Annotated in this window: 21 protein-coding genes; 16 read left to right on the plus strand and 5 right to left on the minus strand. The window is 66.9% G+C overall.

The annotated features are described in order from the left end of the window. Nucleotides 1–6 precede the first annotated feature (6 nt). From HMPREF3114_RS08780 to HMPREF3114_RS08810, 7 genes are all read left to right on the plus strand, one after another. Nucleotides 7–1,005, plus strand: coding sequence for a TIGR03571 family LLM class oxidoreductase (locus HMPREF3114_RS08780; RefSeq protein ID WP_070489612.1), 999 nt, complete (start codon nucleotides 7–9; stop codon nucleotides 1,003–1,005). After that, on the plus strand, nucleotides 1,002–1,940 hold the full coding sequence (locus HMPREF3114_RS08785) for a cyclase family protein (protein WP_141750798.1): 939 nt from the start codon (nucleotides 1,002–1,004) through the stop codon (nucleotides 1,938–1,940). The genes HMPREF3114_RS08780 and HMPREF3114_RS08785 overlap by 4 nt, the downstream gene beginning before the upstream one ends. Beyond that, nucleotides 1,937–2,260: a MoaF-related domain-containing protein gene (locus HMPREF3114_RS08790; protein WP_053498859.1), complete on the plus strand. Its 324-nt coding sequence runs from the start codon at nucleotides 1,937–1,939 to the stop codon at nucleotides 2,258–2,260. The genes HMPREF3114_RS08785 and HMPREF3114_RS08790 overlap by 4 nt, the downstream gene beginning before the upstream one ends. Nucleotides 2,261–2,370: 110 nt before the next feature. Then, the gene (gene copC / locus HMPREF3114_RS08795; RefSeq protein WP_053498857.1) at nucleotides 2,371–2,748 is read left to right on the plus strand and encodes a copper homeostasis periplasmic binding protein CopC; all 378 of its coding nucleotides are present in this window, start codon (nucleotides 2,371–2,373) and stop codon (nucleotides 2,746–2,748) included. A 10-nt stretch (nucleotides 2,749–2,758) separates the two neighbouring features. Continuing rightward, a complete protein-coding gene (copD, locus tag HMPREF3114_RS08800) occupies nucleotides 2,759–3,643 on the plus strand; it encodes a copper homeostasis membrane protein CopD (protein ID WP_053498854.1) in 885 nt (294 codons plus the stop codon). Between the two features lie 45 nt (nucleotides 3,644–3,688). Then, entirely contained in the window at nucleotides 3,689–4,387 is a 699-nt protein-coding gene (locus tag HMPREF3114_RS08805) for a heavy metal response regulator transcription factor (RefSeq protein WP_053498851.1), read from the plus strand. Next, on the plus strand, nucleotides 4,384–5,751 hold the full coding sequence (locus tag HMPREF3114_RS08810) for a heavy metal sensor histidine kinase (RefSeq protein ID WP_053498850.1): 1,368 nt from the start codon (nucleotides 4,384–4,386) through the stop codon (nucleotides 5,749–5,751). Before HMPREF3114_RS08805 ends, HMPREF3114_RS08810 begins: the two co-directional genes overlap by 4 nt. Nucleotides 5,752–5,862: 111 nt before the next feature. Here the strand turns inward: HMPREF3114_RS08810 and HMPREF3114_RS08815 are convergent, their stop codons facing one another. Beyond that, entirely contained in the window at nucleotides 5,863–6,795 is a 933-nt protein-coding gene (locus HMPREF3114_RS08815; protein WP_053498849.1) for a LysR family transcriptional regulator, read from the minus strand. 105 nt (nucleotides 6,796–6,900) lie between these two features. On the opposite strand from HMPREF3114_RS08815, the gene HMPREF3114_RS08820 reads away from it, so the two are divergent. The 6 genes from HMPREF3114_RS08820 to HMPREF3114_RS08845 all read left to right on the plus strand — a co-directional run bounded on the left by HMPREF3114_RS08820 (nucleotide 6,901) and on the right by HMPREF3114_RS08845 (nucleotide 13,092). Next, nucleotides 6,901–7,644, plus strand: coding sequence for an SDR family oxidoreductase (locus HMPREF3114_RS08820; RefSeq protein WP_053498848.1), 744 nt, complete (start codon nucleotides 6,901–6,903; stop codon nucleotides 7,642–7,644). A 224-nt stretch (nucleotides 7,645–7,868) separates the two neighbouring features. Then, a complete protein-coding gene (locus HMPREF3114_RS08825; protein ID WP_053498847.1) occupies nucleotides 7,869–8,570 on the plus strand; it encodes a fimbria/pilus chaperone family protein in 702 nt (233 codons plus the stop codon). Next, nucleotides 8,567–11,035, plus strand: coding sequence for a fimbria/pilus outer membrane usher protein (locus tag HMPREF3114_RS08830; protein ID WP_053498845.1), 2,469 nt, complete (start codon nucleotides 8,567–8,569; stop codon nucleotides 11,033–11,035). The genes HMPREF3114_RS08825 and HMPREF3114_RS08830 overlap by 4 nt, the downstream gene beginning before the upstream one ends. Further along, nucleotides 11,023–11,790 (plus strand): DUF1120 domain-containing protein, encoded by a 768-nt coding sequence (locus HMPREF3114_RS08835; protein WP_080375089.1) that lies wholly within the window; start codon nucleotides 11,023–11,025, stop codon nucleotides 11,788–11,790. Before HMPREF3114_RS08830 ends, HMPREF3114_RS08835 begins: the two co-directional genes overlap by 13 nt. Before the next feature lie 57 nt (nucleotides 11,791–11,847). Next, on the plus strand, nucleotides 11,848–12,468 hold the full coding sequence (locus HMPREF3114_RS08840) for a hypothetical protein (protein ID WP_053498843.1): 621 nt from the start codon (nucleotides 11,848–11,850) through the stop codon (nucleotides 12,466–12,468). A 12-nt stretch (nucleotides 12,469–12,480) separates the two neighbouring features. Next, on the plus strand, nucleotides 12,481–13,092 hold the full coding sequence (locus HMPREF3114_RS08845) for a DUF1120 domain-containing protein (protein WP_053498842.1): 612 nt from the start codon (nucleotides 12,481–12,483) through the stop codon (nucleotides 13,090–13,092). Nucleotides 13,093–13,251: 159 nt separating this feature from the next. On the opposite strand, the gene HMPREF3114_RS08850 is transcribed toward HMPREF3114_RS08845, so the two are convergent. Genes HMPREF3114_RS08850 through HMPREF3114_RS08860 form a run of 3 tightly spaced genes read right to left on the minus strand, consistent with a single transcriptional unit; the run spans nucleotide 13,252 to nucleotide 18,742 of the window. Next, on the minus strand, nucleotides 13,252–16,329 hold the full coding sequence (locus tag HMPREF3114_RS08850; RefSeq protein WP_070489613.1) for an efflux RND transporter permease subunit: 3,078 nt from the start codon (nucleotides 16,327–16,329) through the stop codon (nucleotides 13,252–13,254). After that, nucleotides 16,326–17,498: an efflux RND transporter periplasmic adaptor subunit gene (locus HMPREF3114_RS08855; RefSeq protein WP_053500943.1), complete on the minus strand. Its 1,173-nt coding sequence runs from the start codon at nucleotides 17,496–17,498 to the stop codon at nucleotides 16,326–16,328. Before HMPREF3114_RS08855 ends, HMPREF3114_RS08850 begins: the two co-directional genes overlap by 4 nt. After that, nucleotides 17,495–18,742, minus strand: a complete 1,248-nt coding sequence (locus tag HMPREF3114_RS08860) for a TolC family protein (protein WP_053500941.1) — start codon at nucleotides 18,740–18,742, stop codon at nucleotides 17,495–17,497. The genes HMPREF3114_RS08855 and HMPREF3114_RS08860 overlap by 4 nt, the downstream gene beginning before the upstream one ends. Before the next feature lie 62 nt (nucleotides 18,743–18,804). Here HMPREF3114_RS08860 and HMPREF3114_RS08865 point away from each other — a divergent pair, with 62 nt between their 5' ends. Beyond that, nucleotides 18,805–19,479, plus strand: a complete 675-nt coding sequence (locus tag HMPREF3114_RS08865; protein ID WP_053500938.1) for a response regulator — start codon at nucleotides 18,805–18,807, stop codon at nucleotides 19,477–19,479. After that, nucleotides 19,472–20,845: a sensor histidine kinase gene (locus HMPREF3114_RS08870; RefSeq protein ID WP_070489615.1), complete on the plus strand. Its 1,374-nt coding sequence runs from the start codon at nucleotides 19,472–19,474 to the stop codon at nucleotides 20,843–20,845. The genes HMPREF3114_RS08865 and HMPREF3114_RS08870 overlap by 8 nt, the downstream gene beginning before the upstream one ends. A 143-nt stretch (nucleotides 20,846–20,988) precedes the next feature. On the opposite strand, the gene HMPREF3114_RS08875 is transcribed toward HMPREF3114_RS08870, so the two are convergent. Beyond that, entirely contained in the window at nucleotides 20,989–23,340 is a 2,352-nt protein-coding gene (locus tag HMPREF3114_RS08875; RefSeq protein WP_053500934.1) for a GH92 family glycosyl hydrolase, read from the minus strand. A 349-nt stretch (nucleotides 23,341–23,689) separates the two neighbouring features. On the opposite strand from HMPREF3114_RS08875, the gene HMPREF3114_RS08880 reads away from it, so the two are divergent. Beyond that, the coding region (locus HMPREF3114_RS08880) for an autotransporter outer membrane beta-barrel domain-containing protein (protein ID WP_141750799.1) at nucleotides 23,690–25,151 on the plus strand (1,462 nt) is incomplete at its 3' end.

The raw sequence follows: 25,151 nt of genomic DNA on the forward strand, positions 1-25,151 counted from the left end.
CTCGCCATGGGCAGTGCGTTGACGCGTCTGCAGGCCGGTGGCTTCAGCATCGGCATCGAGGCACCGCTGGACAATGACTGGACGCCGCTGGGCGAACAGGCACGACGCGCCGCGCGACGCCTGCCCGGCGAACCGGACCTGCAGCGCCATGCGGAACTGGCACGGTTGGCCGACCGCCTCGGCTTCCGTGCGCTGTGGGTACGCGACGTGCCGGTGTACGACCCGGCCTTCGGCGATGCGGCGCAGGTGTTCGAGGTATTCAGTTACCTCGGCTACCTGGCCGGCATCACCAATGACATCCTGTTGGGCACCGGTGCGGTGGTGCTGCCGATCCGTGAGCCATTGCTGACCCTGAAGTCGGCGCGCAGCGTGCAGCGGCTCAGCGGTGACCGCCTGCTGCTGGGCGTAGCCAGTGGCGACCGCCCGGTGGAGTACCCGCTGTTCGGCCGCGACTTCGACACGCGGGGCAGCCGCTTCCGCGAGCAGATCGCACTGCTGCGCGAAGGCGCCGCCGCGCACCTCCCGCAGGGTTTGGACGTGCTGCCCGCGGATGGCCCGGCCCTGCCGTTGTTCGTGGCCGGCTTGGCCCAGCAGCAACCGGCCTGGATCGGCCGGCACATGGATGGTTGCCTGGCCTATCCGGGCACGCCACAGGACCATGGGCAACGCGTGGCAGCGTGGCGCGCCGTGGCCGGCAACAAGCCGTATGCCAGCTTCATCCACCTGGACCTGGTGGCCGACGCCGATGCCCCCCTGCAGCGCTGGCGCTTCGGCCTGCGCGGCGGCCGCGACGCCCTGCTGGCCGAACTGCACGCCATGCAGGCGGCCGGTGTCGACCACATCGGCCTGCAGTTCCGCCGCAACGAACGACCGTTGGCCGATACCTTCCACGAAATCGCCGAGTACGTGCTGCCGCACTTCCCGGCCCATGCCGGTGCCGCCGCGCCGCATGCCCCGCTTGCCCCCCCCCGCGACGGCCTGACAGTTACCGGAGCTTTGCCATGACGATGAAGACCCTGGCCGCGCTTGCGCTGGCCACCCTGCCGCTGTCCTTCCAGGCTGCCGCCGAGGACTGGTATCCCTCTGCCTACGGCGCCAACGACGAGATCGGCGCGGCCAACCTGCTGACCGCCGACGTGGTCAAGCACGCGGTATCGCTGGTCAGGACCGGCAAGACCTATCCGCTGGCGGTGCCGGTGGACAAGAACCTGCCTGCGTTCCGCCACCGCAGCTTCCGCCTGTACAACGTGCAGGTCGGCCAGCAGGCCGGCACGTCGCTGGGCCCCAACAAGTTCACCTTCAACGATGAACTGGTGAACGCCTGGACCGGCGTTGGCACCCAGCTCAACGGCATCGGCCATATCGGCATCGACAACGTCTACTACAACGGCAACAAGGCTGCCGACTTCGTCACCGTGGACGGTGTGCGCAAGCTCGGCGTCGAGAAGGTACCGCCGATGGTCACCCGCGGCGTCGTGCTGGACATGACCGCGTACTACGGCAAGGCGATCGTGCCCGGCGGCACCGAGTTCACGGTGGCCGACATCCAGGCCGTGCTGAAGAAGCAGGGACTGAGCCTGCGCAAGGGCGACGTGGTGCTGTTCAACACCGGCTGGCTGGAACTGATCGGCAAGGACGACAAGCAGTTCCTGGAAGTGGAACCGGGTATCGGCATGGAGGCCGCGAAGTGGCTGGCCGACCAGGGCATCGTCGCCTTCGGTGGCGACACCTGGGCCTCGGAGGTCTACCCGAACCCGAACGGTGCCGAGGAGTTCCCGATCAACCAGTACATGCTGGCCAAGCGCGGCATCTACAACCTGGAGTTGATCGACAGCCGTGCGCTGGTGCGCGACAGCGCCTGGGAATTCCTGTTCGTGCTCGGCCAGCCGCTGTACGTCGGCTCGACCCAGGTCAACATCAACCCGGTGGCGATCCGATGAACACCGCGGCTGACCTTCCCCTGTTCGCTGGCCGCCGCTTCCGCGTCAGCTATGACGGCCTGGCCGCCGACAATGTCTACAGCGCCGATGGCCGCCACGTGCAGTACGCCATCGTCTCCGGCGCCTATGCCGGTGCGCAGGGCGAAGCCGCCTGCGAGTGGCAGCGGATCAGCAAAGGGATCTATGCCATTTCGTGGCAGGAAGCCGATGGCGCTACGGTCGTGCATGTCGACGATTTCGTGGGCGGGCGTTCGCTGGCCTGGTTCACCGCCACCGATGGCAGCTTCCATCGCATGCAGGGGCCGCTGGCAGCGCTGTGATGCCGGCCAGCGGCCGGAAGGAACATTACAGATCGGTAATGCAAGGGTCAGGGCGGCGAAAGGCGCTGCCCTCCACCCTGTGGGCCACGTCTTCCACAGGTGTCCCACGCATGACCCACCCCCTGCTCCGCTCCACTGCCCTTGTTCTTCTCCTGTCCGGCCTCGCGCTTGCGCCGCTGGCGCTGGCCCATCCCAGCCTGGTGCGCTCGACGCCGGCCGCCGACGCGATCGTGGCCCCGGCCAGCCAGATCGAGCTGCAGTTCAGTGAAAAGGTGATGCCGCGTGCCACCCGCATCGAGCTGAGCATGGACCATGGCCGCATGAAGATGGCCATGCCCACCACTGCGCAGGAGCTCTCCGAAGATGGCCACACGCTGCGCGCACGCTTCGCCAAGCCCTTGCCGGCAGGCAGCTACGCACTGCAGTGGCGCGCGGTCGGCCAGGACAGCCACCCGATCACTGGCACGTACCGTTTCACCGTGAAGTAAGGCTGCCGACGTGGCCGAGCTCTCGCCGTATGCGTTGCGGCTGGCGCTGTACCTGGTGCTGATGCTGCTGTTCGGGCCGATGCTGTTCGTCCGTCCGGGGCTGCCGCGCGGCGTCTCGCTGGCGCTCGCCCTGATCGCGTTGGCCTTGGTGGTCACCGATGCCATCACCCGGTTGTCCGTTGTCCTCGGCATCGCGCCGGCCGACATCGACCCTGCAACGGCGCACTGGTTCCTCACCGGTACGCCGGTGGGTAAAGCCGGCCTGCTGCGTACCGTGGCGGTGCTGGCGATGCTGCCCCTGCTGGCATTCGCCACGCCGCTGCAGGGCCTGCGCCGCGTGGCCCTGCTCGCATTGTCTGCCACGGCGTTGGCCAGCCTGTCCTGGAACGGCCACGCCGCTGCGGGCGATGGGATCGGTGGCACGCTGCGGCTGCTGGCCGGCATCGTGCACCTGCTGGCCGCCGGCGCCTGGGTCGGCGCGATCGCCGCCATTCTGCAACTGGCGCTGCGTCCACAAGGCCTGCCCCTGCGCGAACGCACCCATGCACTGTGGCAGGCCGCCCACAGCTTCGCCCTGCCCGGCACGGTCATCGTCGCCACCCTGGCGATGACCGGCACCTATACCTATATCAATCTCGGCGGTTCCGTACAGACCCTGACCGGTACCGCACACGGGCGCTGGCTGCTGCTCAAGCTGGCCCTGGTGGGCGGCATGCTGGGGCTGGCGGCACTGCACCGCTGGCGGCTGGTGCCGGCACTGGCGGTTTCCATCCATGGCGGCTGGCAACCGCCGCCGCTGCGTTCCCTGCGCTACAGCCTGGCCTGCGAATCGCTGCTGGCGATACTGGTGCTGGCCTGCGTCGCGATCCTCGGCACGCTGGATCCGTTGGCGTGAACCGGCACCACCGACCCGTGCCCAAGCTGCGATGATGGGCACACCATGAAACTGCTGATCGTCGAAGACGAACCCAAGACCGGCAACTACCTGCGCCAGGGCCTGATCGAGGCCGGCTACGTGGTCGATCTCGCCTGCAACGGCATCGACGGGCTGCATCTGGCCGGCAGTGGCGAGTACCAGCTGATCATTCTCGATGTGATGCTGCCTGGCCTGGATGGATGGAACGTGCTGTCGCGGCTGCGCGCCGCCGGATGGCAGGTGCCGGTGCTGTTCCTGACTGCGCGCAGCAGCATCGCCGACCGCGTGCAGGGCCTGGAACTGGGTGCCGACGACTACCTGGCCAAGCCGTTCGCCTTCGCCGAGCTGCTGGCGCGGGTACGCACCCTGCTGCGTCGCGGCCAGGCACAGCCGCAGGCCGAGCGCATCGTCATCGCCGACCTGGTGGTGGATACCCTGCGCCGCCGGGTCGAACGCGGCGGCCATCGCATCGCCCTCAGCCAGAAGGAATACATCCTGCTGGAGCTGCTGGCGCGTCGCCAGGGCGAAGTTCTGCCGCGCTCACTGATCGCATCACAGGTGTGGGACATGAACTTCGACAGCGACACCAATGTGATCGACGTGGCGATCCGCCGCCTGCGCGCGAAGATCGACGATGACTTCGATGCCAAGCTGATCGTCACCGTGCGCGGCATGGGCTATGTGCTGGAGGCGCCGGACGACGGTGCAGTGCACAGCGGATGAGCCTGCGTCGTTCCATTGCGGTACGGCTGACACTGCTGCTCGCCATCGTGGCCACGCTGGTGCTGGCCGCATTGGGCGTGGCGATCTATGTCAGCGCCCGCCATGATCTTGTTGCCCAGGACTTCATCGAACTGGAAAACAAGATCGCGTTGATCCGCGACCTCGCTGACAATGGGCCCGCCACCGCACGCGGGCCGCGGTTAGCAGAGGCGCTCGGCCACCATCCCGATATCGCCTTCCACATTGTTGATGGGAGCGGAGCCGTGCTGTTCTCCACTGCGCCGGCGCTGCTGCGCGAGCATGCACGCAGCCAGCCCATCGATGCCACGCCACGGCGGCACGACTGGATCCTCGCCGATGGTCGCTGCATGCACGCCCTGCACCTGCGCCAGACGCTGGCCGACAGCAGCCAGCTGGTCACCCTGCTGGCCATCGATGACAACCGCCATGCCGACTTCCTGGAGCGCTTCCGCCACCTGCTGGCGATCGCCATCATCGGCGCCGCAGTGGCCAGCAGCCTGCTCGGCGGCTACGTGGTGCGGCGCACGCTGCGGCCGCTGCGCACGCTGGCCGATGAGGCAAGGCAGATCACCGCTGGCCGGCTGCAGCGCCGCCTGAGCGCGCGCAGTGCACCGGCCGAACTGGAGCAGCTGGCGCAGACCCTCAACGGCATGCTGGCACGCCTGCAGCAGGACTTCGCGCGGCTGACCGAGTTCTCCGGTGATCTCGCCCACGAGCTGCGTACGCCCATCACCAATATGCTCACCCAGGTGCAGGTGGTGCTGGCGCACCCGCGCAGCAACGAGGCCTACCGCGAGACGCTGGCGTCGTGTGCCGAGGAACTGCAGCAGCTGGCACAGACCGTGGGCGACCTGCTGTACCTGGCGCAGGCCGAAGCACCGGGCGCGCTGCCTTCGCGCGAGCCGGTGGCGCTGGATGGGGTGGTGGATTCGCTGCTCGAGTTCTACGACCTGCTGGCCGAGGACCGGCAGTTGACCCTGCGCCGCGAAGGTGTGGCGAGCGTGGAAGGCAACCGCTTGATGCTGCACCGGGCGATTGCCAACCTGCTGTCCAACGCGTTGAAGCATGCCGCTGCCGGTAGCGAAGTGCGGGTACGGCTGGCCGAGGCCGATGGCGTGTGCAGGGTCAGCGTGCACAACGTCGGCACGCCGATTTCCGCCGAAGCGCTGCCGCGCCTGTTCGATCGTTTCTACCGCGGCGAGCGTGGCCGCCACGAAGGTGCGGGGCTGGGCCTGGCGATCACCCGCGCGATTGCACAGGCGCATGGCGGCAGCGTGAGTGTTGCGTCCGATGACACCGGCACCGTGTTCGAGCTGGTGTTGCCGAGCGCCGCAGCCCGGTAGTGCCGGCCGCTGGCCGGCACTACCGGTGCATCAAGCGCATTGCAGCTGCCGCATTGCAGCTGCCGGCCAGCGGCCAGCACTACCCCGACACAGCTATCCCGTCGTGGCGTTTCAGGAGCGCCGCTTCGGTAGTGCCGGCCGCTGGCCGGCAACACCGGTCTGCTCGAACACCCCGGCCACCCAGTCGATGAACACCCGCAAGCGCGGCGACGGCGTGCGGTTGCGCGGGTAGACCAGGCTCAACGGGCTAGGCGTCGGCGGCGCCTCCGGCAGCAGCTCCACCAGCTGCCGGCGCGCAATGTACGGGTCCATCCGGTAGCGCGGCGCCTGGATGATGCCCAGGCCTGCCAGCGCGGCACCAAGGAAGGCGTCTGCACCGGACACACGCACCCGCGCCGGCAGCGGCACGTAGTGCACCTGCCCGCCCTGCTGGAACTCCAGCGGAATCAGCTGGCCGCTGGCGCTGGAGCGGTAGCCGACCATCTGGTGGCCGTCCTGCAGGGCATCGATGCTGGCCGGCACGCCCTTGGCCTGCAGGTAGCCCGGCGCGGCCACCGTCACCTCGCGCAGCATCGCCAACCGGCGCGCCGCCAGATCACTGTCGGCCAGCGTCCCCACCCGCAACGCCGCATCCACGCCTTCGCGCAGCAGGTCGACATAGCGGTCGCCTTCGCTGACCTCCAGTTCGATCTCCGGGTAGCGCTGCAGGAATTGCGGCAGGTGCGGGAACAGCAGGTGCCGGCCCAGCGTGCCATGCACTTCAATGCGCAACGGGCCGCGCGGCGGCGCGTCACGGAACGCGGCCTCGGCATCGTCCATGTCGGCGATCAGGCGCAGGCACCGCCCATAGAAGGCTTCGCCTTCCTGCGTTGGCACCACCCGCCGCGTGGTCCGGTGCAGCAGACGCACGCCCAGCCGCTGTTCCAGTGCCTTGATCGCGTCGGTCACCGTGGCCCGTGGCAGGCCCAAGTCCTCGGAGGCCCGGGTGAAGCTGCGGCGCTCGACGATACGGACGAAGGCGCGCATGGCCGTGAAGCGGTCCATTGTTCGGTTGTCCGAATGATGTTGACGGATTATGCAGGATTATCCGAAAAGGCAATATCGCGAAGATGGCCCTGCGCCACTCCGGCGCGCCCGCTGGAACCGACCATGACCCTCTCCCCCGCCCGCTCTGTCGCCCTGGTCACCGGCGGCTCCCGTGGCATCGGCGCCGCCATCTCCCGCCGCCTGGCCGCCGATGGCCACGCGCTCGCGATCAACTATGCGGGGCGCCGCGACGACGCCGAAGCTTTGGCGGCCGAGCTCAGCGCAGCCGGCGCGCAGGCCATCGCGCTGCAGGCGGATGTCGCCGATCCTCAGGCGGTGCGGCAGCTGTTCGATGCCATCGAGGCGCGCTTCGGCGGTATCGACGTAGTGGTGAACAGTGCCGGCGTGCTGCAGTTGGCGCCGCTGGCCGACAGCGACGATGCCCTGTTCGAGAGGGTGATCGGGATCAACCTGAAAGGCGCCTTCAACGTGCTGCGCGAGAGCGCGCGACGGGTGCGCGACGGTGGCCGCCTGATCACCCTGTCCACCAGCGTGGTTGGCATCAAGCTGGAGAACTACAGCGTGTACGCGGCCAGCAAGGCAGCGGTGGAGACGATGGGCGCGATCCTCAGCAAGGAGCTTCGCGGGCGCAACATCACCGTGAATGCAGTGGCCCCAGGCCCGACCGCCACCGACTTGTTCCTCGAGGGAAAATCGCCGGAACTGATCGAGCGGCTGGCGAGGATGAACCCGCTGGAGCGGCTGGGTACGCCGGAAGACATAGCCGGCGCGGTGGGGTTCCTGGCTGGCACGGATGGCGGATGGATCAACGGCCAGGCGCTGCGCGCCAACGGAGGGATGGTCTAGCGACAGCACAGTCCGCACCGCACCGCGTCTGCACCGATCATCAAGCGGACGACACATGCGTCAAGCGTGCGAACTATCGTCATCGTCCGATGTTTCACCCGCTGCATCCACCACAGAATCCAGTCTGCCCCCAACCTCAACTCCGAGTCAGGGGGCATCCTTCGAACCCTCTGCAGGCGGCACAGTTGCCGCCGCCTGCTGGAAGCACTCTGTGGTGGTCCGTCATGCATCTCGTCCGCTCCAACCTGTACCGCTCTGTCCTTGTGGCCGCCTGTGCGTTGGCCGCGGCCCCGGCGTTGGCCGATGGCATGCAGCCCAAATCCACCATCGTCATCCTCGATGAGGCCGATGGCGAAACGACCACCACTGTCACCAATACCGACAAGGCCCCCGCGCTGCTGCACACCGTGGTGTTGGACATTCCCGAAGACCCGGACACCGTAGTGATCGCCACCCCGCCCATTGCGCGCGTGGATGCAGGCCAGCAACAGCTGGTGCGCTTCATCCTGCAGGGTGAACCGCTGAAGACCCAGCGCCTGAAGCGCGTGACCTTCGAGGGTATCGGCCAGCCCAACCAGGAGACCGGCAAGGCCACGGTGGGTATCGGCGTGCGCCAGAACCTGCCGCTGCTGCTGCACCCCAAAGGCCTGCCACGCAATGATGCCCCGTGGAAACTGCTGACCTGGTCGCGCGACAGCCGCACGCTGACGCTCACCAATGACAGCCCCTATGTGGTGCGACTGGCCCCCTCGGTCACCTTGCTGCCCTCGGGCAAGACCGCGGAGCTGAAGCGCGCCTACCTGCTCGCCAACGAAGCCGTGTCGTTGCCGCTGCCCGAAGCCTCGGCCGCCGACACCACGCTGCGGATCAGTCCGGCAAGCGTCTACGGCTTCTCCGTCGACACCTACGACCTGCCCCTGCAATGACCGCACGCCCCCTGGCACGTGCCAGGCGGGGAACGCAGGACACACACCAGACTGGCCTGATCCGGCTGCCGCGCACAACACTGGTGGCGGCGCTGGCCAGCCTCGTGCATGCGCCTGTAGCCAGCGCGGACCCCGGTACCCAGGCGATGGAGTTTGATCGCAGGGCGCTGGCTGCGCGTGGCCTGGACCCCGCCCTGGCCGAACTGTTCCGGCATGAGCCGCGCTTTGCGCCAGGCACGCATCGGGTCACGGTGACGGTCAACGGCAGGACCGGCGCCCAGCTTCATGCGCGCTTCGGCGAGGAGGGCCAGCTGCTGGCCGACATGGCGTTGCTGCGCAGGGCACGCCTGCGCTGGCCAGCCAGCTTCGACCATATGGACGACGAGGCCACGTTCGACCTGCGCGATGCCTGGCCGCAGGCGGTGATCCGCCCGGAGCCCGGCACGCAGCAGCTGCACCTGGTGGTGCCCGAAGATGCGCTGGACGACTCCCCGGTCGACGCCGTCGATGTGGAACGCGGCGGCATCGGTGGACTTCTGAACTACACCCTCAGTTCCAGCACCATCGCCGCGGGCGGGAACACGCGCACCTCCTACTCGGCCTATACCGAGACGGGCTTCAATGCGGCGGGCTGGATGTTCCGCAGCCGCCAGTCAATGAGCGCCGACCCAGGCGGCAAGCGGCTGCAGTTCCAGGACAGCTATATCGAACGCAGCCTGCCGCGCCGACGCGCGCTGTTGCGGCTCGGCCATGTCTCCTCGGCCAATCCGCTGTTCACCGGCATTCCGATCAATGGCGTGCTGCTGGTGCCCGAGTCCGCACTGGCCGTGGCCGAGGCGTCGGCAGGCGCTCTGGTGGAAGGCATCGCCAGCAGTGAAGCGCGCATCGAGATCCACCAGGCGGGTGTGCTGCTGCATACCACGCTGGTACCGCCCGGGCCTTTCAGCCTGTCTGGTTTCTCGCTGCGCAACAGCACCACCGACCTGGACGTCACCGTGCACGAGCACGATGGTGAACGTACCTTCGTGGTGCCTGCCTCCAGCTTCAGCCGTGCCACGCTTGCGCGCCCCGGAAAGACCTTTGCTGCCGGCCAGCTGCGCGATACGGTGGCCCACGCTCCCGGTGGTCCACAGGCCGTGGTCACTGCCAGCACCGCCTGGCGCCTCCCCAAGGCCGATGCTGTCGCCAGTTCCGGATTCCTGCTGACCGGGCAGTACCGTGCGGTGGCCATCGGCCTCGACCAGATCACGCGCGGCAATGCGGAGATGGCATTGAGTGCCCGGCTCACTGCCGCCTCCTCCCGCGTGGGCGTGGGCTATGCGCTGGATATGCGCGCCAACACGCGCATGAACGGCATCAGCGCCTACTTTGGCATGCTACGGCAGAGCGCGAACTACGCCGACCTGTACACGGCATTGCAACCACGCGACGACGAATGGTTGCCCACGCGCACGCGCTGGCAGGCCTCCGCCGGCCTGGCTTTCAGTACGTCACGGCTTGGCAGCTTCAACGTATCCTGGTCGCCGCGCCGCCGCTTCGATGGCCAGAGCAGCAGCCACCTGTCCGCAGGCTGGTCGCACCGCGTTGGCCGCAGCCTGCTCACCGCCTCGGTGCAATCGACGCAGGGTGGAGCAAGGGGCACCGATCGCAGCGCACAGCTGTCGTGGGCGTTGCCGCTGGGCAACACCTCGGTGCGCAGCAGCGCCCGGAAAAGCCGCGGCACCGAGACCTTCACCGTGGACGCGTCCGGTCGCCTGGACTCGCAACTGGCCTGGCGCACCTCGGTCGAACATATCCGCCAGAGCGAGTCCAGCCCCCGTTTTTCCGTCGGTGCCGGGCGGATGACACGCCGCGCGCACCTGTCGGGCAGCGCCTCGCACAGCCAGGGCAACACCCATATCAATCTGGCCGCCAGTGGCGGCCTGGCGCTGCACCGCTACGGCCTGATCTTCTCGCCGCAGCCGCTGCAGGACACCTTCGGCATTGCCCAGGTGGATCGCCGGCCGGGCGTGCGCCTGGAAACCGACGCCGGCAGCGTCTGGACCAATCGCCGCGGATTTGCCGCCATTCCGCGCATCCGTCCCTATGTCGCCACGCGCGTGCAGGTGGATGGCACCACGCTGCCGTCCAAGGTGGATGTGCACAACGCGGTGTATTCCCTGCACGTCGCGCGGGGTGCGGTGCCCAAGGTGCAGTTCCGCACCCAGGAAACCCGCCGCGTGTACGTGCTGGCCACGCTGGAGCACGGCCAACCGCTTGAAAAGGGAAAGCTTGTTCTGGCTGCGGGCCAGATCGTCAGTGCGGTCGCCGAGCGCGGTCGCATCTTCATCCCGAACGTGGAACCCGGCGTACCGATTGAGGTGCAACTGGGCGAAGGCCAGCGCTGCACGCTCGAATTGGCCTTGGAAACACCGGCGTCGAATGACGCGTTCTTCGAACAGGGAACCGCGATATGCCGGCCGTAGTACGGCCGCAAACCCACCTCCCCGGCGCGATGCGGCGCCTGCCGGTTCTGCCGGCATTCCATCCCCCGATAGTGCCCGCATCGGCCTATCGATTTCAAAGAGAACAGATCACCATGAAGTTGAAGATGATTGCACTGGCCGCTGCGGCCCTGGCCGCAAGCGCAACCGCCAATGCCAGCGTGACCCTGAACGTGACCGGCAAGGTGACCCCGCCGTCCTGCCAGCTGAGCCTGACCAAGACCGAACTCGACCTGGGCAACTTCCATGCCAGCAAGCTCAGTGAGAATCAGCCGACCCACATCGGCCGCCAGAGCACCGATGTCCTGGTTTCCTGCGCCTCGAAGTCGCAGTTCGCACTGCTGGTGACGGATGACCAGTCGGGAACCGTCGCGGATGATGCCGTTGCCGTGGCAAAGATGGGGGCCAATGCAGAGCAAGCCTATGGTTTGGGTGTCAGCGGTAGCAGCAACATCGGCGCCTACGTGATTTCGCTGAACGGAGGCACGGCTGACGCCGGCGACGCCAGCTTCGTGACGTCCGCTGACCTGGGGGCGACGTGGACTGCCGCGACCGTGGTCGCACCCAACCAGCTCACCGCCTGGCAGGCCCAGGACGGTTCGCTCGCTGCTGCATCGGCTACCAACGCCCGCGCGACCCTGACGATCGACGCCGCTGTGGTGGGTACGGAGCACCTGGACCTGACCAATGAGGTGTCGCTGGACGGCAAGGCCACCATCGAGCTGAAGTACCTGTAATCGAAGGTGCCCGCCTTACTCTATGGCGGGCTTCTTCTCCAGCAAGGGAAATTCCCCATGAAAAATCGATTCATCCCGCACTCGCTGCTGGCATTGGCGTTTGCCGGCTGCTCGGCCATGCATGTCAATGCCAGCGAGCTGAAAGTCAGCGGAAGCATCCACCCCAGTGCCTGCGAGCTGTCCGTCAACGGCAATGAGTTCACCATTCCGCAGCAGGATCTGGACAAGCTCCCACCCGATCGGTCTACCGAGCTTTCCACGATCACGCTGCCGGGCACTGTCACCTGCGCGTTCCCCGCGCGCTTCGGCCTGCAGTTTGCAGATACCGCAACGGTCGATGGTGGATTTGATGACATCTTCCATATCTATCCCAGCAATGACAGCTCGAAGAGTCTCGGATGGTACGAAGTGCATCTGACAAACGGCCAGGCTGACGCCAAGTCCTATCCATTTGCGCGCAGAAAGCTGGACAACAACGCGATGACCTTGGACAACAAAGTCCGCTCCAAGGATCACGATCACGTCATGGTTCTGGCCGGCGGCTCCACTCTATCTGGCGCCCGTCATGCCACGTTCGACATCAATATCACGCCAAGCCTGAAGCCACGAGGTGAATTTGATGCAGTGAACGAGGTGGATATCGTTGGTCAGATGGTAATGGAACTGCTCTACCTTTAAGGAAGAGGCGAAATGAGTACCTTCATGAAGAACAAGGCAGTTGCAGCACTACTGCTCAGTGCGTGTGTCCCCGCTTCGCTTGTACAGGCAAGCGAGCTGTCGGTATCGGGGACGATCCAGCCGGAATCCTGCACGCTGTCCCTACCGGATGGCGGCGCGCTGGACTTCGGTGAGCTGGCCCCGCAACCGACCACGGAAGGCAAATGGGCCTTTGTGGAGCACCGCAACGCACAGCTGTCGATCGACTGCACTGCCAGGACCCATGTGGGTTTGAAGTTCCGCGACCTCCTGCTCATCGACAATCCAATTCCCAAGGATGGCTTCATCCTCGCCACCGAGAATGACGACCACCTGGCAATGGTCGAACTCCGTATCCCTCACGGCGTCGCTGATGGAAAGCAGGTCGATTTCGCAATGCTCCATTCATCAGGAAGCGGCAGCCATGTGGTCCGGGTGGACGATCCGGGCAACTACATGCGCATTGGCGATCCTCGCGACCCAGGATTCGCAAAGGTCTCTGCCAACATGCGGGTGACGATGCTGGGTGTTGATCTTGAGGGTGACGAACTTGAGAACGCCAAAGGTCTGCGCAGCATGATAGGCATCGACCTTCACTACCTCTGATCGGTTCGGCGGGGCCGGGCAACGGTTGCCCGGCCCCGCATCTGCTGGCCTGCTGCATCTGCGCGTGTCGCAGGGAGTCGGTAGAGCCGAGCCCATGCTCGGCTGCTCTTCGCGCGAAGGCCAGAAGCAGCCGAGCGTGGGCTCGGCTCTACAGTCAGGTCAGGCGCCATGGGCCTCGCGACGCCGGTGTACCCAGTAGTACAGCGTGGGCAGTACCAGCAGGGTCAACAGCATCGCCGACAGCAGGCCGCCGATCACCACCACCGCCAGCGGCTTCTGGGTCTCGGCACCAATCGCATGCGAGGTCGCCATCGGCAGCAGGCCGAACATCGCCAGCAGTGCAGTCATCAGCACCGTGCGCAGGCGCTGCAGCGAGCCCTGTACCACCGACTGCAGCAGGTCCATGCCCTGCTCGCGCAGCTGCGCGAAGCGACTGAGCATCACCACCCCGTTCAGCACTGCCTGCCCGAACAACGCGATGAAACCGATCGCCGCCGACACTGACAGCGGGATGCCAGTGAGCCACAGGGCGAGGATGCCGCCGATCATCGCCAGTGGCACGTTGGCCAGGATCAGCGCAGCGCTGCTGATGTCCTTGAAGGCATCGAACAGCAGCACGAAGATGATCAGCACCGACAGCGGAATCACCCAGCCCAGCCGCTTCATCGCACGCTGCTGGTTCTCGAACTCGCCAGACCACTCCAGCCGGTAGCCGTCCGGCAGCTGCACGCTGGCGTGCACGCGCTTGCGCATGTCGGCCACCACGCTGCCCATGTCGCGGCCGGCGATGAAGATGCTCACCGCCTTCACCCGCTGTGCGTTCTCACGCGAGATGTTGATCGCGCCACTGGCCATGCGGAAATCGGCGACGTCGGACAGCGTCACGGTGTGGCCATCGCCAATGCCCACCGGGACCGTGCGCAACCGTTGCAGGTCACGGTCGGCGTCGTCCAGGCGCAGCGTGATCGGGAACCTGCGGTCACCTTCCCACAGTTCACCAACCTGGCGCCCGCCCAGTGCGGTCTCGATCACCTCGTCGATGTCGCGCACATTCAGTCCATAGCGTGCCGCACGATCGCGGTCGATCTCGATCTGCAGCTGCGGCAATGAGCCGTCACGATCAATGAAGGCACTCTCTACGCCCTCCACGCCACGCACCTGCCCCAGGATCGCCTGCGCCTGCTGGTTGAGCACGTCCAGATCCGAGCCGCTGACTTTGATCACCACCTGGCCCTTGATCTGCGAGATGCTCTCCAGGATGTTGTCGCGCACCGGCTGCGAGATCGAGAACTCCGGCCCCGGAATGCGCTGCTCCAGCGTGCGCTGCAGGTCGCTCACCAGCTGCCGCTTGCCCACGCCCTTCGGCCATTGCTTCTCAGGCTTCAACGCCACCAGCGCCTCGATCTGGTTGGCGCCCTTGGCATCGGAGCCGTCTTCTGGCCGCCCCAGCTTGGCCACCACCGTCGACACCTGCGGGAAAGTGCCGACCAGCTCGCGGATGCGCCGCGACTGCTGCTGCGCCTCGGCCAGGCTGGTGCTCGGGTCGAGCGTGGCGGTCAGCCAGATCGAGCCTTCGTCCAGCTCGGGCAGGAACTCCGATCCCAGCCGCGTGCCCAGTGCCAGCGTACCGACCAGCAGCACAACCGCCGTCAGCACCACCGCGCGCGGACGGGCAAGTGCGCGTTCCAGGATCGGCTTGTACCAGCCGGTCAGGCGGTCCATCAGCGGATTGCCATCGCGCATGCGGTCGCGGCGCAGCCACCAGTAGCAGAACAGTGGCACCACGGTCAGTGCGAGGATCAACGCACCGATCAACGCCGAGGTCACCGAGTACGCCATCGGCGCGAACATTCGGCCCTCCTGGCGCTGCAGGGTGAAGATCGGGATGTGCGCGGCGATGATGATCAGCATCGAGAAGAACGTCGGGCGCCCCACTTCGGAGGCTGCCGAGAGTACGGTAGAGAAGCGCGTCTTCCTGTCAGCGTTCGGCGGCAGCTTCGACAGCCGCGACACGATGTGTTCGGTCACGATCACCGCGCCATCGATGATGATGCCGAAGTCCATCGCACCCAGCGACAACAGGTTGGCCGGTACGCCCCACAGATGCAGGCCAAGGAAGGTCGACAGCAGGGCCAGCGGCATCATCGCCGCCACGATCAGCGCGGCGCGGGCGTTGTACAGGAACAACCACAGCACCAGGAACACCAGCACCGCGCCTTCAAGCAGGTTGCGGAACACGGTCTTCAACGTGGTCGACACCAGCCACGAGCGGTCGTAGAACGGCTCGATGCTGACCCCGGCCGGTAGCTGTTTCGCTTCGATCTCGGTGATGCGCGCATGCAGGGCGTCGAGCACGTCGGACGGGTTCTCGCCCTTGCGCATCAGCACCATGCCGAACACCGCATCGTCATTGTCATCCTGGCCGACCAGGCCCTGCCGGGGCAGGCCGGTATCGGCGATACCGGCAAGGTCGCGCACCAGGATTGGCGTGCCACCGCGCTGCGTCACCACCACGTTGCCAATGTCGGCCGGCGAACGCATCAGGCCCACGCCGCGGATCAGGAACTGCTGCTGGCCGCGTTCCACGTAGCCTCCGCCGGCATTCGCGCTGCCCTTCTCCAGCGCCTCGGCGAATTCACCCAGGCTGATGCCGCGGTCACGCAGCTTGTCCAAATCCGGTTTGACCTGGAAGGTGCGCGCAAAGCCACCGAAGCTGATCACATCGGCCACTCCAGGAACGGTGCGCAGGCTGCGCTCCATCGTCCATTCCTGCACGGTGCGCAGCTGGGTCGGGGTCAGGTGCGGGCCTTTCAGCACATAGCGGTAGATCTCGCCCACCGCCGAGCTCATCGCCTCCAGCTCCGGGGTCACCCCTTCCGGCAGCTCCACGCCCTGCAGGCGCTCCAGCACCTGCTGGCGTGCGAAGTAGTCATCGGCCTTGTCGTCGAAGGTCAGGATGATCATCGACAGGCCGAACTGCGTATGCGAGAACACCCGCACCGAATGCGGAATGCCGGACAGCGCCACTTCCAGCGGCGTCGTCACCTCACGCTCCACCTCTTCGGCGGCACGGCCCGGGTGCAGCGACACCACCGTCACCTGGGTGTCGGACACATCCGGGAAGGCTTCCACCGGCAGCACGCGGAACGCGGCGATGCCAGCGCCGATGAACAGCAGCAGCGCCAGCATCACCATCAGCGGTTGGCGCAGGCAATAGGCAATCAGGCGATCGATCATGGGGCGGCGCGCCCGGTGCCGGTGCTGACGGCTGCCGGCGCGCTGTCCACCAGCTGTTGCAGCAGCAGGCCGCCCTCGACGACCACTCTGCTGCCCGGCGCCAGGCCTTCACGCACCCACAGGCGGCCGTCACCCAGCTCCTCGGCGTGCACCGCGTGGCGCACGAAGCGGCCCTTGCCTTCCTCCACGAACACCACCTGCTTGCCGTCGATCAGCAACACCGCGGCGTCGGGCAGCGAGACACCACCCTCGGACGGCAACGCCACCTGGGCGCGCACGTACTGCCCGGCCTTGAAGCCACGTGCGCGGTTGTCCAGCTCGGCACGCGCCTGCACCACGCGGCGCTCACTGTCGATGAAGTCATCCACGTGCTGCAGGGTCGCCTGCAGCGGCTGTCCATCGGCGCCGGGCACGCTCACCTGCATGCCGGCCTTCAACCGCCCTGCCAGGCTTTCAGGAACATCCAGCAGCAGCCACAGGCGGTCCGGATCGCCGATCACTGCCAATGGCTGCTCGCTGTCGGGACTGACCGACATGCCCGGGTTCATCCGCCGCTCCACCAGCACGCCATCGATGGGGGCGCGCAGCGGCAGGCGCTGGTCCACGCGCTGGCCATTGCCATAGGCCCGGGCGAATGCAGTCGCGCGCGCATGATCGGCCTGGCTGCCGGCAAAGCTCGCTTCGGCTTCATCCAGTTCACGGCCCGACGCCACTCCCGCGGCGTGCAGCTCGCGGGTGCGCTCCAGCTCCTTGCGTGCCTGCTGCAGTTCGGCACGGCCACGCGCGCCCTCGGCCTGGGCCTGGCCGAACTCCGGCGAGGTGATCCAGGCGATGACCTGCCCTGCCTTCACTCTCTGCCCCGGCTGCGCCTCGATGCGCGCCACCTGACCCGGCAACGGCGTGCGCAGTGCACTGGAGCGTGTCTCGTCCCAGGCCACCCGGCCCGGCAGCTGCAGGCTGGCGCTGGCGCCGGCGGTCACCGCCTCGCTGCGCAGCACGTCCAGCTGGCGGCTGCCGGCTGGAAACTGGATCTGGCCGGCACTGACCTGCGGCGCGTCCTCGGTATATGACGCCGGTTCGCGGCCGCAGCCGCCCAGCAGGGCCAGCGCCAGCAGGGCCGGCAGCACGGTATGTTGTGCACGCAGGCGACGGGCGACGGTGGACTTCATCGGGACGCTCCTTCAACAACGGATGTGGCCGCTTCCCAGCGCGCCAGGGCAATGGCATGGTCGGCACGCGCTTCGATCAACGCGGCCTCGAATTCGCGCCAGCTGCGGCGCGCATCCAGCAGATCGGTCAGGCTGGCGGCGCCGCGCCGGTAGGCCAGTTCGATGCCCTGCACCGCCTTGCGCGCGGCGTCGGACTGCAGTCCTTCGTAGTCGCTGCGGCGCTGCGCGGCGGACTGCGCACTGGCCTGCAGCAGGTCAAGTTCGGCGCGCGCTTCGCGCTGCAGCACCTGCAGTTCCAGCGCCGCACTATCACGGTCGGCCTCGGCACGCTGCATCGCGCCGCGTGCACGCGATGGGCCACCGAGTGGGATGGTCAACGACACGCCCCAGGTCACACCGCTGATGTCGGTCGGCTCGCGTTCGGCTTCCACACCCAGCTGGACATCGCGATGGCGCTCGCTGCGCGCCAGTGCTACACCGGCATCGGCCGCGGCCAGGCGCGAACGCGCTGCGCGCAGATCGGCACGCTGCTGCGGGTCGAACGCGCGCACATCGGCCACGCTGTTGGCATCCGGCCAGGGGTCATCGGCAGTGAGGTCGTGGTTGTCGTCGCTGCCGAGCAGCAGGCCCAGCGCATGCCGCGCATCGCGCAGATCCAGGGCCGCCTCGCGCGCCGCGTCGGCGACGGCCAGGTCGTCCACCGCAAGCCGCGCGCGATCCACCGGCGCCATCGCCCCGGTAGCAACCTGCTTGGCCGCCGCCGCCATCTGCTCGGTCGAGCTCTGGCGGTTGGCCTCGGCAATCTGCGCCCGCTCCTGCGCGCGCTTCAGGCCGAAGTAGGCTTCGTGCAGCGCCACCTGCTGGCGCCGCCGGGTGTCGAGCATGTCCAGTCCGGCCACCTCCAGCAGCGCATCGGCCTGGCGGATACGCAACGCGCGCTTGCCACCGCGTTCCCAGGTCCAGCCCAGGCCCACGGTGCTGTCCATCCGCTTGTCCTGCCAGCGTCCGGGGCCGACGCCGTGCCTGGGGCTGAGCTTGCTGGTGCCGATCGACAGCTCGGTCGCTGGACGCAGCGCCGCCGTCTGCGCGTCGCCCTGCACGCCACGCAGCGCCAGTGCCGCCACACGCAGGTCCGGGTTGTGTGCTTCCATGGCGCGCTGCGCCTCCTGCAGGGAAAGTGCCGACGCCGCAGGTGCGCACAGGAGGGCGGCCAACACAGCCGCAAGGCAAGGGGAGAAATTCATGCGCGTCACGGTAAGGTGACGCACTTGCGCCAATCTTGCCCCAACCTTGCACGAAGCTTGCAATGCGAATCCTGTTGATCGAAGACGACGCCGCCCTGGCCGATGGACTGATCCGTGCCCTGCAGGGCGCGGGTCATCTGTGCGACCACCTCTCGCGCGGGCTGCATGCACCCGCTGCACTGGCCAGCGCGCCATATGACGTGATGGTGCTCGACCTTTCATTGCCCGACGTCGATGGCCTCGACCTGCTCTCGCGCCTGCGCAACGACGGTGTGATCCTGCCGGTGCTGATCCTGACGGCGCGCGACGGCGTGGAGGACCGCATCCTCGGCCTCGACCGGGGTGGCGACGACTATCTCGCCAAACCGTTCGCACTGGGCGAGCTGGAAGCGCGCCTGCGTGCGCTGTCGCGCCGCCGCAGTGACGCACCGGCGCAGAAGCGATTGGGCCGCCTGTGCTTCGACAGCATCCGCAATGAGGCGCAGGTGGACGGCCAGCGCATCGAACTGACCGCCCGCGAGCTGTCGCTGGTCGAAGCACTGATGCAGCATCCCGGCCGCACCGTCACCAAGCAGCGCCTGTTCGACGCTTTGTACAGCTGGGACCACGACGCCAACCTGTCGGTGATCGAAGTGCATGTCAGTCGCCTGCGCCGCAAGCTGGAACAGGCGCGTGCCGGCGTCGGCATCCGCATGCTGCGTGGCCTGGGGTATCGCCTGGAGGCCAGCGGTGACTGAGCGCGTGCACAGCCTGCGGAGCCTGCTGCTGCGCCGCCTGTGGCTGCCGCTGCTGGTGCTGCTGATGTGTAGCGCTGTGGGTTCCTTCGCGCTGGCGCGCTTCTACGCCGGTCAGGTCTATGACCGCTGGCTGCTGGACTCGGCGATGTCCCTGTCCGAGCTGGTGACGGTGCAGGAGGGTCATGCCTCGATCGAGATCACGCCCGCGGTGTCACGTATGTTCAGCTGGGACACCGCCGACGAAGTGCATGGCGAAGTGGTCGATGCTGCGGGTGGACGCTTGTATGGCGACTTGGCCGAAGCGCTGCCGCGCCCGGCCACCGCCGCCTCAAGCGACGACGCGGTTTATTACGATGCGCGCCTGCGCGGGCAGCCGGTGCGCATGGTCGAAGTCCTCGTCAGTGCCGGACCGGGCCACGATATCCGGCTGCGCGTAGCCGAGACGCTGCGCAAGCGCCACCGGCTGGAGCGCAAGCTGCTGCTGACCAGCATCCCGTTCCAGGCTGCGATCCTCACGCTGGCCGCGTGGCTGGCCTGGTCCGGGACCGGCGCGGCCGCACGCCATGCCAACCAGGTGGCGCGGCGCTTGGCCAGCCCCCGCCCGGACCCGCTGGCGCCCCTGGAACCCGCACAGGAGGCGCCACGCGAGCTGTGGCCGGCGGTGGAGGCCTACAACGCCCTGCTTCAGCGACTGGACGCCATGCAGGTCGCGCAACGGCGCTTCGTCAGCAACGCCGCGCACCAGCTGCGCACGCCGCTGGCGGCGATGCAGGTGGAGCTGGAGAGTTCATTGCGGCAACAGGATCCGCAGACCCAGCAGCTGGCGCTGTCCGGCACGCTGGCCGGGCTGGCGCGGCTGCAGCACCTGGTCAACCAACTGCTGATGCTCAGCCGTTCGGAAGATCTCCATGGCAGCGTACTGCCGCTGCAGCCGCTGGACCTGGCCGCGCTGGCGCGGGGCGTGGTCGAGCGCTACGCCGACCGTGCGTTGGCGGCCGGCGTGGACCTGGGTTACGACGGACCCGACGACGGCGTGCAGCTACAGGGCGATCCGCAGTTGCTGCGCGAGGCGCTGGGCAACCTGCTGGACAACGCGCTGCGCTACGGCGCCACGCCCGGAGTCATCACCCTCGGCGTTCGGCAGGGAACCGACGGCGTGCAGGTATGGGTGGACGATGACGGCGCCGGCATCGCCGAAGCCGAACGCGCGCGCGTCACAGAACGCTTCTACCGGGCCAGCAGCGAGGGCGACGGCTGCGGGCTCGGACTGGCGATCGTGGCCGAGATCGCGCAACGGCATGGCGCGACCTTGATGATTGATACCGCCCCGATCGGCGGTGCGCGGGTGGGGTTGCGGTTCCGATGAGCGCTGTTGAACCGCCCTTGTAGAGCCGAGCCCATGCTCGGCTGCTCCTGGCACGATGCCTGAGCCGAGCATGGGCTCGGCTCCACAGGTTCCTGGTCACCCGTGAAGCGTGCCGACCAAGGTCGGCACCTACCGAGTGCGCGTCACCGGCTCATCGAATAGGGCGCCTGCGCGCCCTGCCCCGGCCAGTCCTTGTTCGGCTCGGCCTGCATGGTGAAACGCAGCTCGCCACCTGCCAGGATCTCGTCATGGCGCAGGAAGGTGCGCTGCAGCGGCTTGCCGTTGAGGCTCACGTTGCCAACATACGTGTGCTTGTCATCCAGCCCATCAGCCACGATGGTGAACGTCTTGCCGTTCGGCAGACGCATCGCGGTCCTGGGCAGGAATGGACGGCCAAGAATGTACTCGCCCGAGCCCGGCGCGACCGGATAGAACCCCAACGCAGTGAACACATACCACGCCGACATCTGGCCGACGTCATCATTGCCAGCCAGGCCATCGGGACGGTCGGCATACTGGGTATCCATGATCTGCTTCAGCCGCGCCTGGGTGCGCCACGGCTGGCCGGCGTACGAATACAGGTAGGCCACGTGGTGGCTGGGCTCGTTGCCATGCGCGTACCAGCCGATCAGGCCGGTGATGTCTTCCATGTGCTCGAAGATCGATGGATCCACCTTGGCGTTGAATACCTCGTCCAGGCGCGCGAGCAGCTTGTCGCTGCCACCGTGCGCTGCCGCCAGGCCGGCGACGTCCTGCGGCACGTACCACGAGTACTGCCATGCGTTGCCTTCGGTATAGTCGGTGCCGTAGCCGCTGGCGCTGGGGTCGAACGGCGTGCGGAAGCTGCCATTGCGCTTGCGCGCGCGCATGAAGCCGGTGTCCTTGTCGAACGCGTTGCGCCAGTTGCCAGCGCGCTTGTCGAAGGTCGCCGCGATATCGGCCTTGCCCATGGCCTGCGCCATGCGTGCGATGGCCCAGTCGTCGAAGGCGTACTCCAGCGTCTTGCTGGCCGCTTCACCTTCCTCGTCGATCGGCACATAGCCCAGCTCACGGTACTGCGCGATGCCGTCGTAAGGGCCGTAATTGGCGGTCTCGACCATCGCCTTCAATGCCTTGTCGGCGTCGAAGCCACGGATGCCCTTCACGTAGGCATCGGCGATCACCGGCACGGCGTGGTAGCCGATCATGCACCAGTCCTCCAGGCCGTGGAACGACCATACCGGCAGCATGCCGTACGGGCTGTGCTCATGGTGGGCCAGCATCGAATTGACGAAGTCGCTGTTGCGCTTCTCCGGCTGCACCAGCGTCAGCAACGGGTGCAGCGCACGGTAGGTGTCCCACAGCGAGAACGTGGAATAGTTCGTGAAACCGTCGGCCTTGTGCACCGCGTTGTCCGAACCGCGGTACTGGCCATCGGCATCCATGAACAGCGTCGGCCCCAGCATCGTGTGGTACAGCGCGGTATAGGCACTGCGCCGCGCATGTTCCGGCGCGTCAATGTCCAGCACGGACAGTGCCTGCGCCCACTCCTGCTTCGCCTGTGCACGCACGCGGTCGAAATCGAAGTCGGCCACTTCCGCGTCGAGGTTGGCGATGGCGCCGGCTTCACTGACCGGCGAGATCGCCACCTTCACCACCAGCGGTGCATCCAGCTTGCCGAATGCAAACGTGCCGACCAGCTGCCGGCCTTCGATCTGCGCACGCTGCGCGGGATCCTTCTCACCCGGCGGCGGGAAGCCCTTGTAGACGATGTCCTGCTCGGTGTTGTGCAGCTCATGTCCGGCCAGCGGGCGCGAGAAACGCATCGCGAAGTACAGCTGGCGGCCCGGCGCCCAGCCGCGCGTCTCGCGGAAGCCGGTCACCGTACCGTCGGCGCGCACCCGCACCCGCGACCACAGCACCTTGCCCGGGTAGTCGTACATGCTGGTACGCATGTCCAGCAGCACCTTGGCGTCGGTGCCCTTGGGGAAGGCATAGCGGTGCACGCCCACGCGCGCACTGGTGGTCAGTTCGGCGCGCAACTTGTAGTCGTCCAGGGTGACCGCGTAGTAGCCCGGCTCGGCCCTCTCGTCAGCGTGGCGGAAGCGTGAGGCATAGCCGCTGCGCGGTTTTTCCGGATCACCGCGCTCCAGGCCGGGATTGCCAGTGAACGGCATCAGCAGGACGTCACCCAGGTCCGAATGACCGGTGCCGGAAAAATGCGTATGCGAGAAGCCGACGATGCTGCTGTCGTCGTAGCGGTAGCCCGCCGCCCAGCCATAGGCCTTTTCACGCGGCTGGATACGCGTGTCCGGGCTGAGCTGGACCATGCCGAACGGCACCGTCGCGCCCGGGTAGGTGTGGCCCTCGCCGCCGGTGCCGATGAAGGGATCGACGGCGGCGTAGGCGCGCTCGGCAGCGGTTTTCGGCGAGGCCGCCAAGGCGGCACCGGAGGCAAGCACGGCGGTAGCGGCGAAGGCGATCAGGAGGCGACGGTCCAGCATGGGCATCGGCATTTGGATCGATTCAGATGATTGTCAGATCCTAGCATCCGTGTTCTGGCATCGCATGTTGCGGTGCGGCTGAACGGTTCCAATCACTCAGCCTATGGCGAGTGAAGACTGCAATTAGTTGCATGGATTGATCCTTCCCCCCTCACCAGACTGTCCCCGTGCCCAAAACGGCGCGGCAAAGCGAGTGACGACATCTCCTGCCGTTGTGTGATCTCTCGCGCAGTTTGCATCGGGCGGGCCGGAAAAAGGCACGGGTGTCACCTGGACTTCACAACATCTCGGCGCTTCATTAACGCCGACGAAGTGAACGGGGTCCCCTTTCCTGAGGTTCTGATTCCAGCAGGAGTACATCATGAAGATCGCTGTCCGCCGTTCCCTTGCGCTGGCCATTGCCGCCGGCCTTGCCGTTGCCGGTCCCAGCCAGGCCGGCGTCCTCAACCCGGGTGAAAGCGCAACCGTCAACGCCGGAGACCCCGTTGAGTCCTGGTCACTCGACAATGCCTCCCTTGTGGTCGCGGCCGGCGGCGCTACGCAGGCTGTTGATGCCTCCGACGGCTCCACAGTGACCTTTGACAGCGCGGCGATCAATGCGTCGAGCGCCATTGGTATCCGCCTTGGCAACAGCGCGATAACGATGAACGATTCCACTGTGGTCAATACGACGGGCCGAGCGCTGGCATTGACGGGACTGATCGGCAGTGCGCTCCCGGGTTCCTCCGCTACCCTCACGCGCAGCACGCTTTCGGGCAGCGGAATCGGAGCCAGCGTACAGTTGGGTGGAGACCTGGTTCTGGATGCAACGCATCTGGAGGGGCATGCGCAGGCAGCCACCGGCGTGTACAGCGGCACCGGCCTGTTCCTGGTGGGCACCGGGCAGATCGTCGCCCGTAACGGAAGCACGATCATCGGCGATGGCAACGGCATCTGGGCCCAATATGATTTCACCCCGGTTACAGGTGATGCAGTCACTGTAGACATCGACGCTTCCCGGGTGGAGGGCCGCACGGGGTCTGGTATCTACATCGAGGAAAAATTCGATCCTGCTGACGCTGCAGTCGTTGCCCGTTTCAACTTCCGTAATGGTGCCGAACTGGTCGGCGGTGACGGCAACCTGTTGCGCGTTGACGCAACCGATGCGGACATCGACTTGAATGTCGAGAACTCGCGGATGAACGGCAACATTGTCAACGCCGCCGGCAGCACGGTGAATGTGGCGCTGTCCAACGGCGCCAGCATCATCGGCACCATGAGCAACGTCACCCGCGTGGCGCTGGATTCCTCTACCTGGAACCTGACCGGCAACTCCTCGGTCGGCACGCTCAGCCTCGGCAACGGCACGGTCGCCCTCGGCGACGGCTCCGCCTTCCATACCCTCAACGTGGCTGGCAACTTCAGCGGCGCCGATGGCATGATCATCTTCAACACCGTCTTGGCCGGCGACGACGCCGCCACCGACAAGCTGATCATCGGCGGTGACACCAGCGGCAGCGCCAACGTGCGTGTCAACAACGTCGGCGGCGCCGGTGCGCAGACCGACAAGGGCATCGAGCTGATCCATGTGGGTGGCGCCTCCAACGGCCAGTTCAACCTCTCCGGCCGCGCGGTGGGCGGTCAGTACGAGTACTTCCTGCACAAGGGCACGGGCGCCGACGGCAACTGGTACCTGCGTTCGCAGCTGCCGACCCTGCCTGATCCCTGCGAGGCCAACCCTGGCTTGCCGCAATGCCCGCCGGTCGACCCTGTAGATCCCGTGGATCCGGTCAATCCGGAACCGGTGCTACGCCCCGAGCCAGGCGCTTACCTGGCCAACCTGC

The organism is Stenotrophomonas sp. HMSC10F07 (assembly GCF_001807895.1).
Lineage (GTDB): Bacteria > Pseudomonadota > Gammaproteobacteria > Xanthomonadales > Xanthomonadaceae > Stenotrophomonas > Stenotrophomonas sepilia.

Excerpts from the sequence above, each read along its gene's own strand:
- HMPREF3114_RS08875 (WP_053500934.1), bottom strand. The coding sequence starts at position 23,340 with ATGCCGATGCCCATGCTGGACCGTCGCCTCCTGATCGCCTTCGCCGCT.
- HMPREF3114_RS08785 (WP_141750798.1), top strand. The coding sequence starts at position 1,002 with ATGACGATGAAGACCCTGGCCGCGCTTGCGCTGGCCACCCTGCCGCTG.
- HMPREF3114_RS08860 (WP_053500941.1), bottom strand. The coding sequence starts at position 18,742 with ATGAATTTCTCCCCTTGCCTTGCGGCTGTGTTGGCCGCCCTCCTGTGC.
- copC (WP_053498857.1), top strand. The coding sequence starts at position 2,371 with ATGACCCACCCCCTGCTCCGCTCCACTGCCCTTGTTCTTCTCCTGTCC.
- HMPREF3114_RS08815 (WP_053498849.1), bottom strand. The coding sequence starts at position 6,795 with ATGGACCGCTTCACGGCCATGCGCGCCTTCGTCCGTATCGTCGAGCGC.
- HMPREF3114_RS08830 (WP_053498845.1), top strand. The coding sequence starts at position 8,567 with ATGACCGCACGCCCCCTGGCACGTGCCAGGCGGGGAACGCAGGACACA.
- HMPREF3114_RS08780 (WP_070489612.1), top strand. The coding sequence starts at position 7 with ATGGGCAGTGCGTTGACGCGTCTGCAGGCCGGTGGCTTCAGCATCGGC.
- HMPREF3114_RS08835 (WP_080375089.1), top strand. The coding sequence starts at position 11,023 with ATGCCGGCCGTAGTACGGCCGCAAACCCACCTCCCCGGCGCGATGCGG.
- HMPREF3114_RS08855 (WP_053500943.1), bottom strand. The coding sequence starts at position 17,498 with ATGAAGTCCACCGTCGCCCGTCGCCTGCGTGCACAACATACCGTGCTG.
- HMPREF3114_RS08825 (WP_053498847.1), top strand. The coding sequence starts at position 7,869 with ATGCATCTCGTCCGCTCCAACCTGTACCGCTCTGTCCTTGTGGCCGCC.
- HMPREF3114_RS08845 (WP_053498842.1), top strand. The coding sequence starts at position 12,481 with ATGAGTACCTTCATGAAGAACAAGGCAGTTGCAGCACTACTGCTCAGT.
- HMPREF3114_RS08840 (WP_053498843.1), top strand. The coding sequence starts at position 11,848 with ATGAAAAATCGATTCATCCCGCACTCGCTGCTGGCATTGGCGTTTGCC.
- HMPREF3114_RS08790 (WP_053498859.1), top strand. The coding sequence starts at position 1,937 with ATGAACACCGCGGCTGACCTTCCCCTGTTCGCTGGCCGCCGCTTCCGC.
- HMPREF3114_RS08850 (WP_070489613.1), bottom strand. The coding sequence starts at position 16,329 with ATGATCGATCGCCTGATTGCCTATTGCCTGCGCCAACCGCTGATGGTG.
- HMPREF3114_RS08805 (WP_053498851.1), top strand. The coding sequence starts at position 3,689 with ATGAAACTGCTGATCGTCGAAGACGAACCCAAGACCGGCAACTACCTG.
- HMPREF3114_RS08865 (WP_053500938.1), top strand. The coding sequence starts at position 18,805 with ATGCGAATCCTGTTGATCGAAGACGACGCCGCCCTGGCCGATGGACTG.
- HMPREF3114_RS08810 (WP_053498850.1), top strand. The coding sequence starts at position 4,384 with ATGAGCCTGCGTCGTTCCATTGCGGTACGGCTGACACTGCTGCTCGCC.
- HMPREF3114_RS08820 (WP_053498848.1), top strand. The coding sequence starts at position 6,901 with ATGACCCTCTCCCCCGCCCGCTCTGTCGCCCTGGTCACCGGCGGCTCC.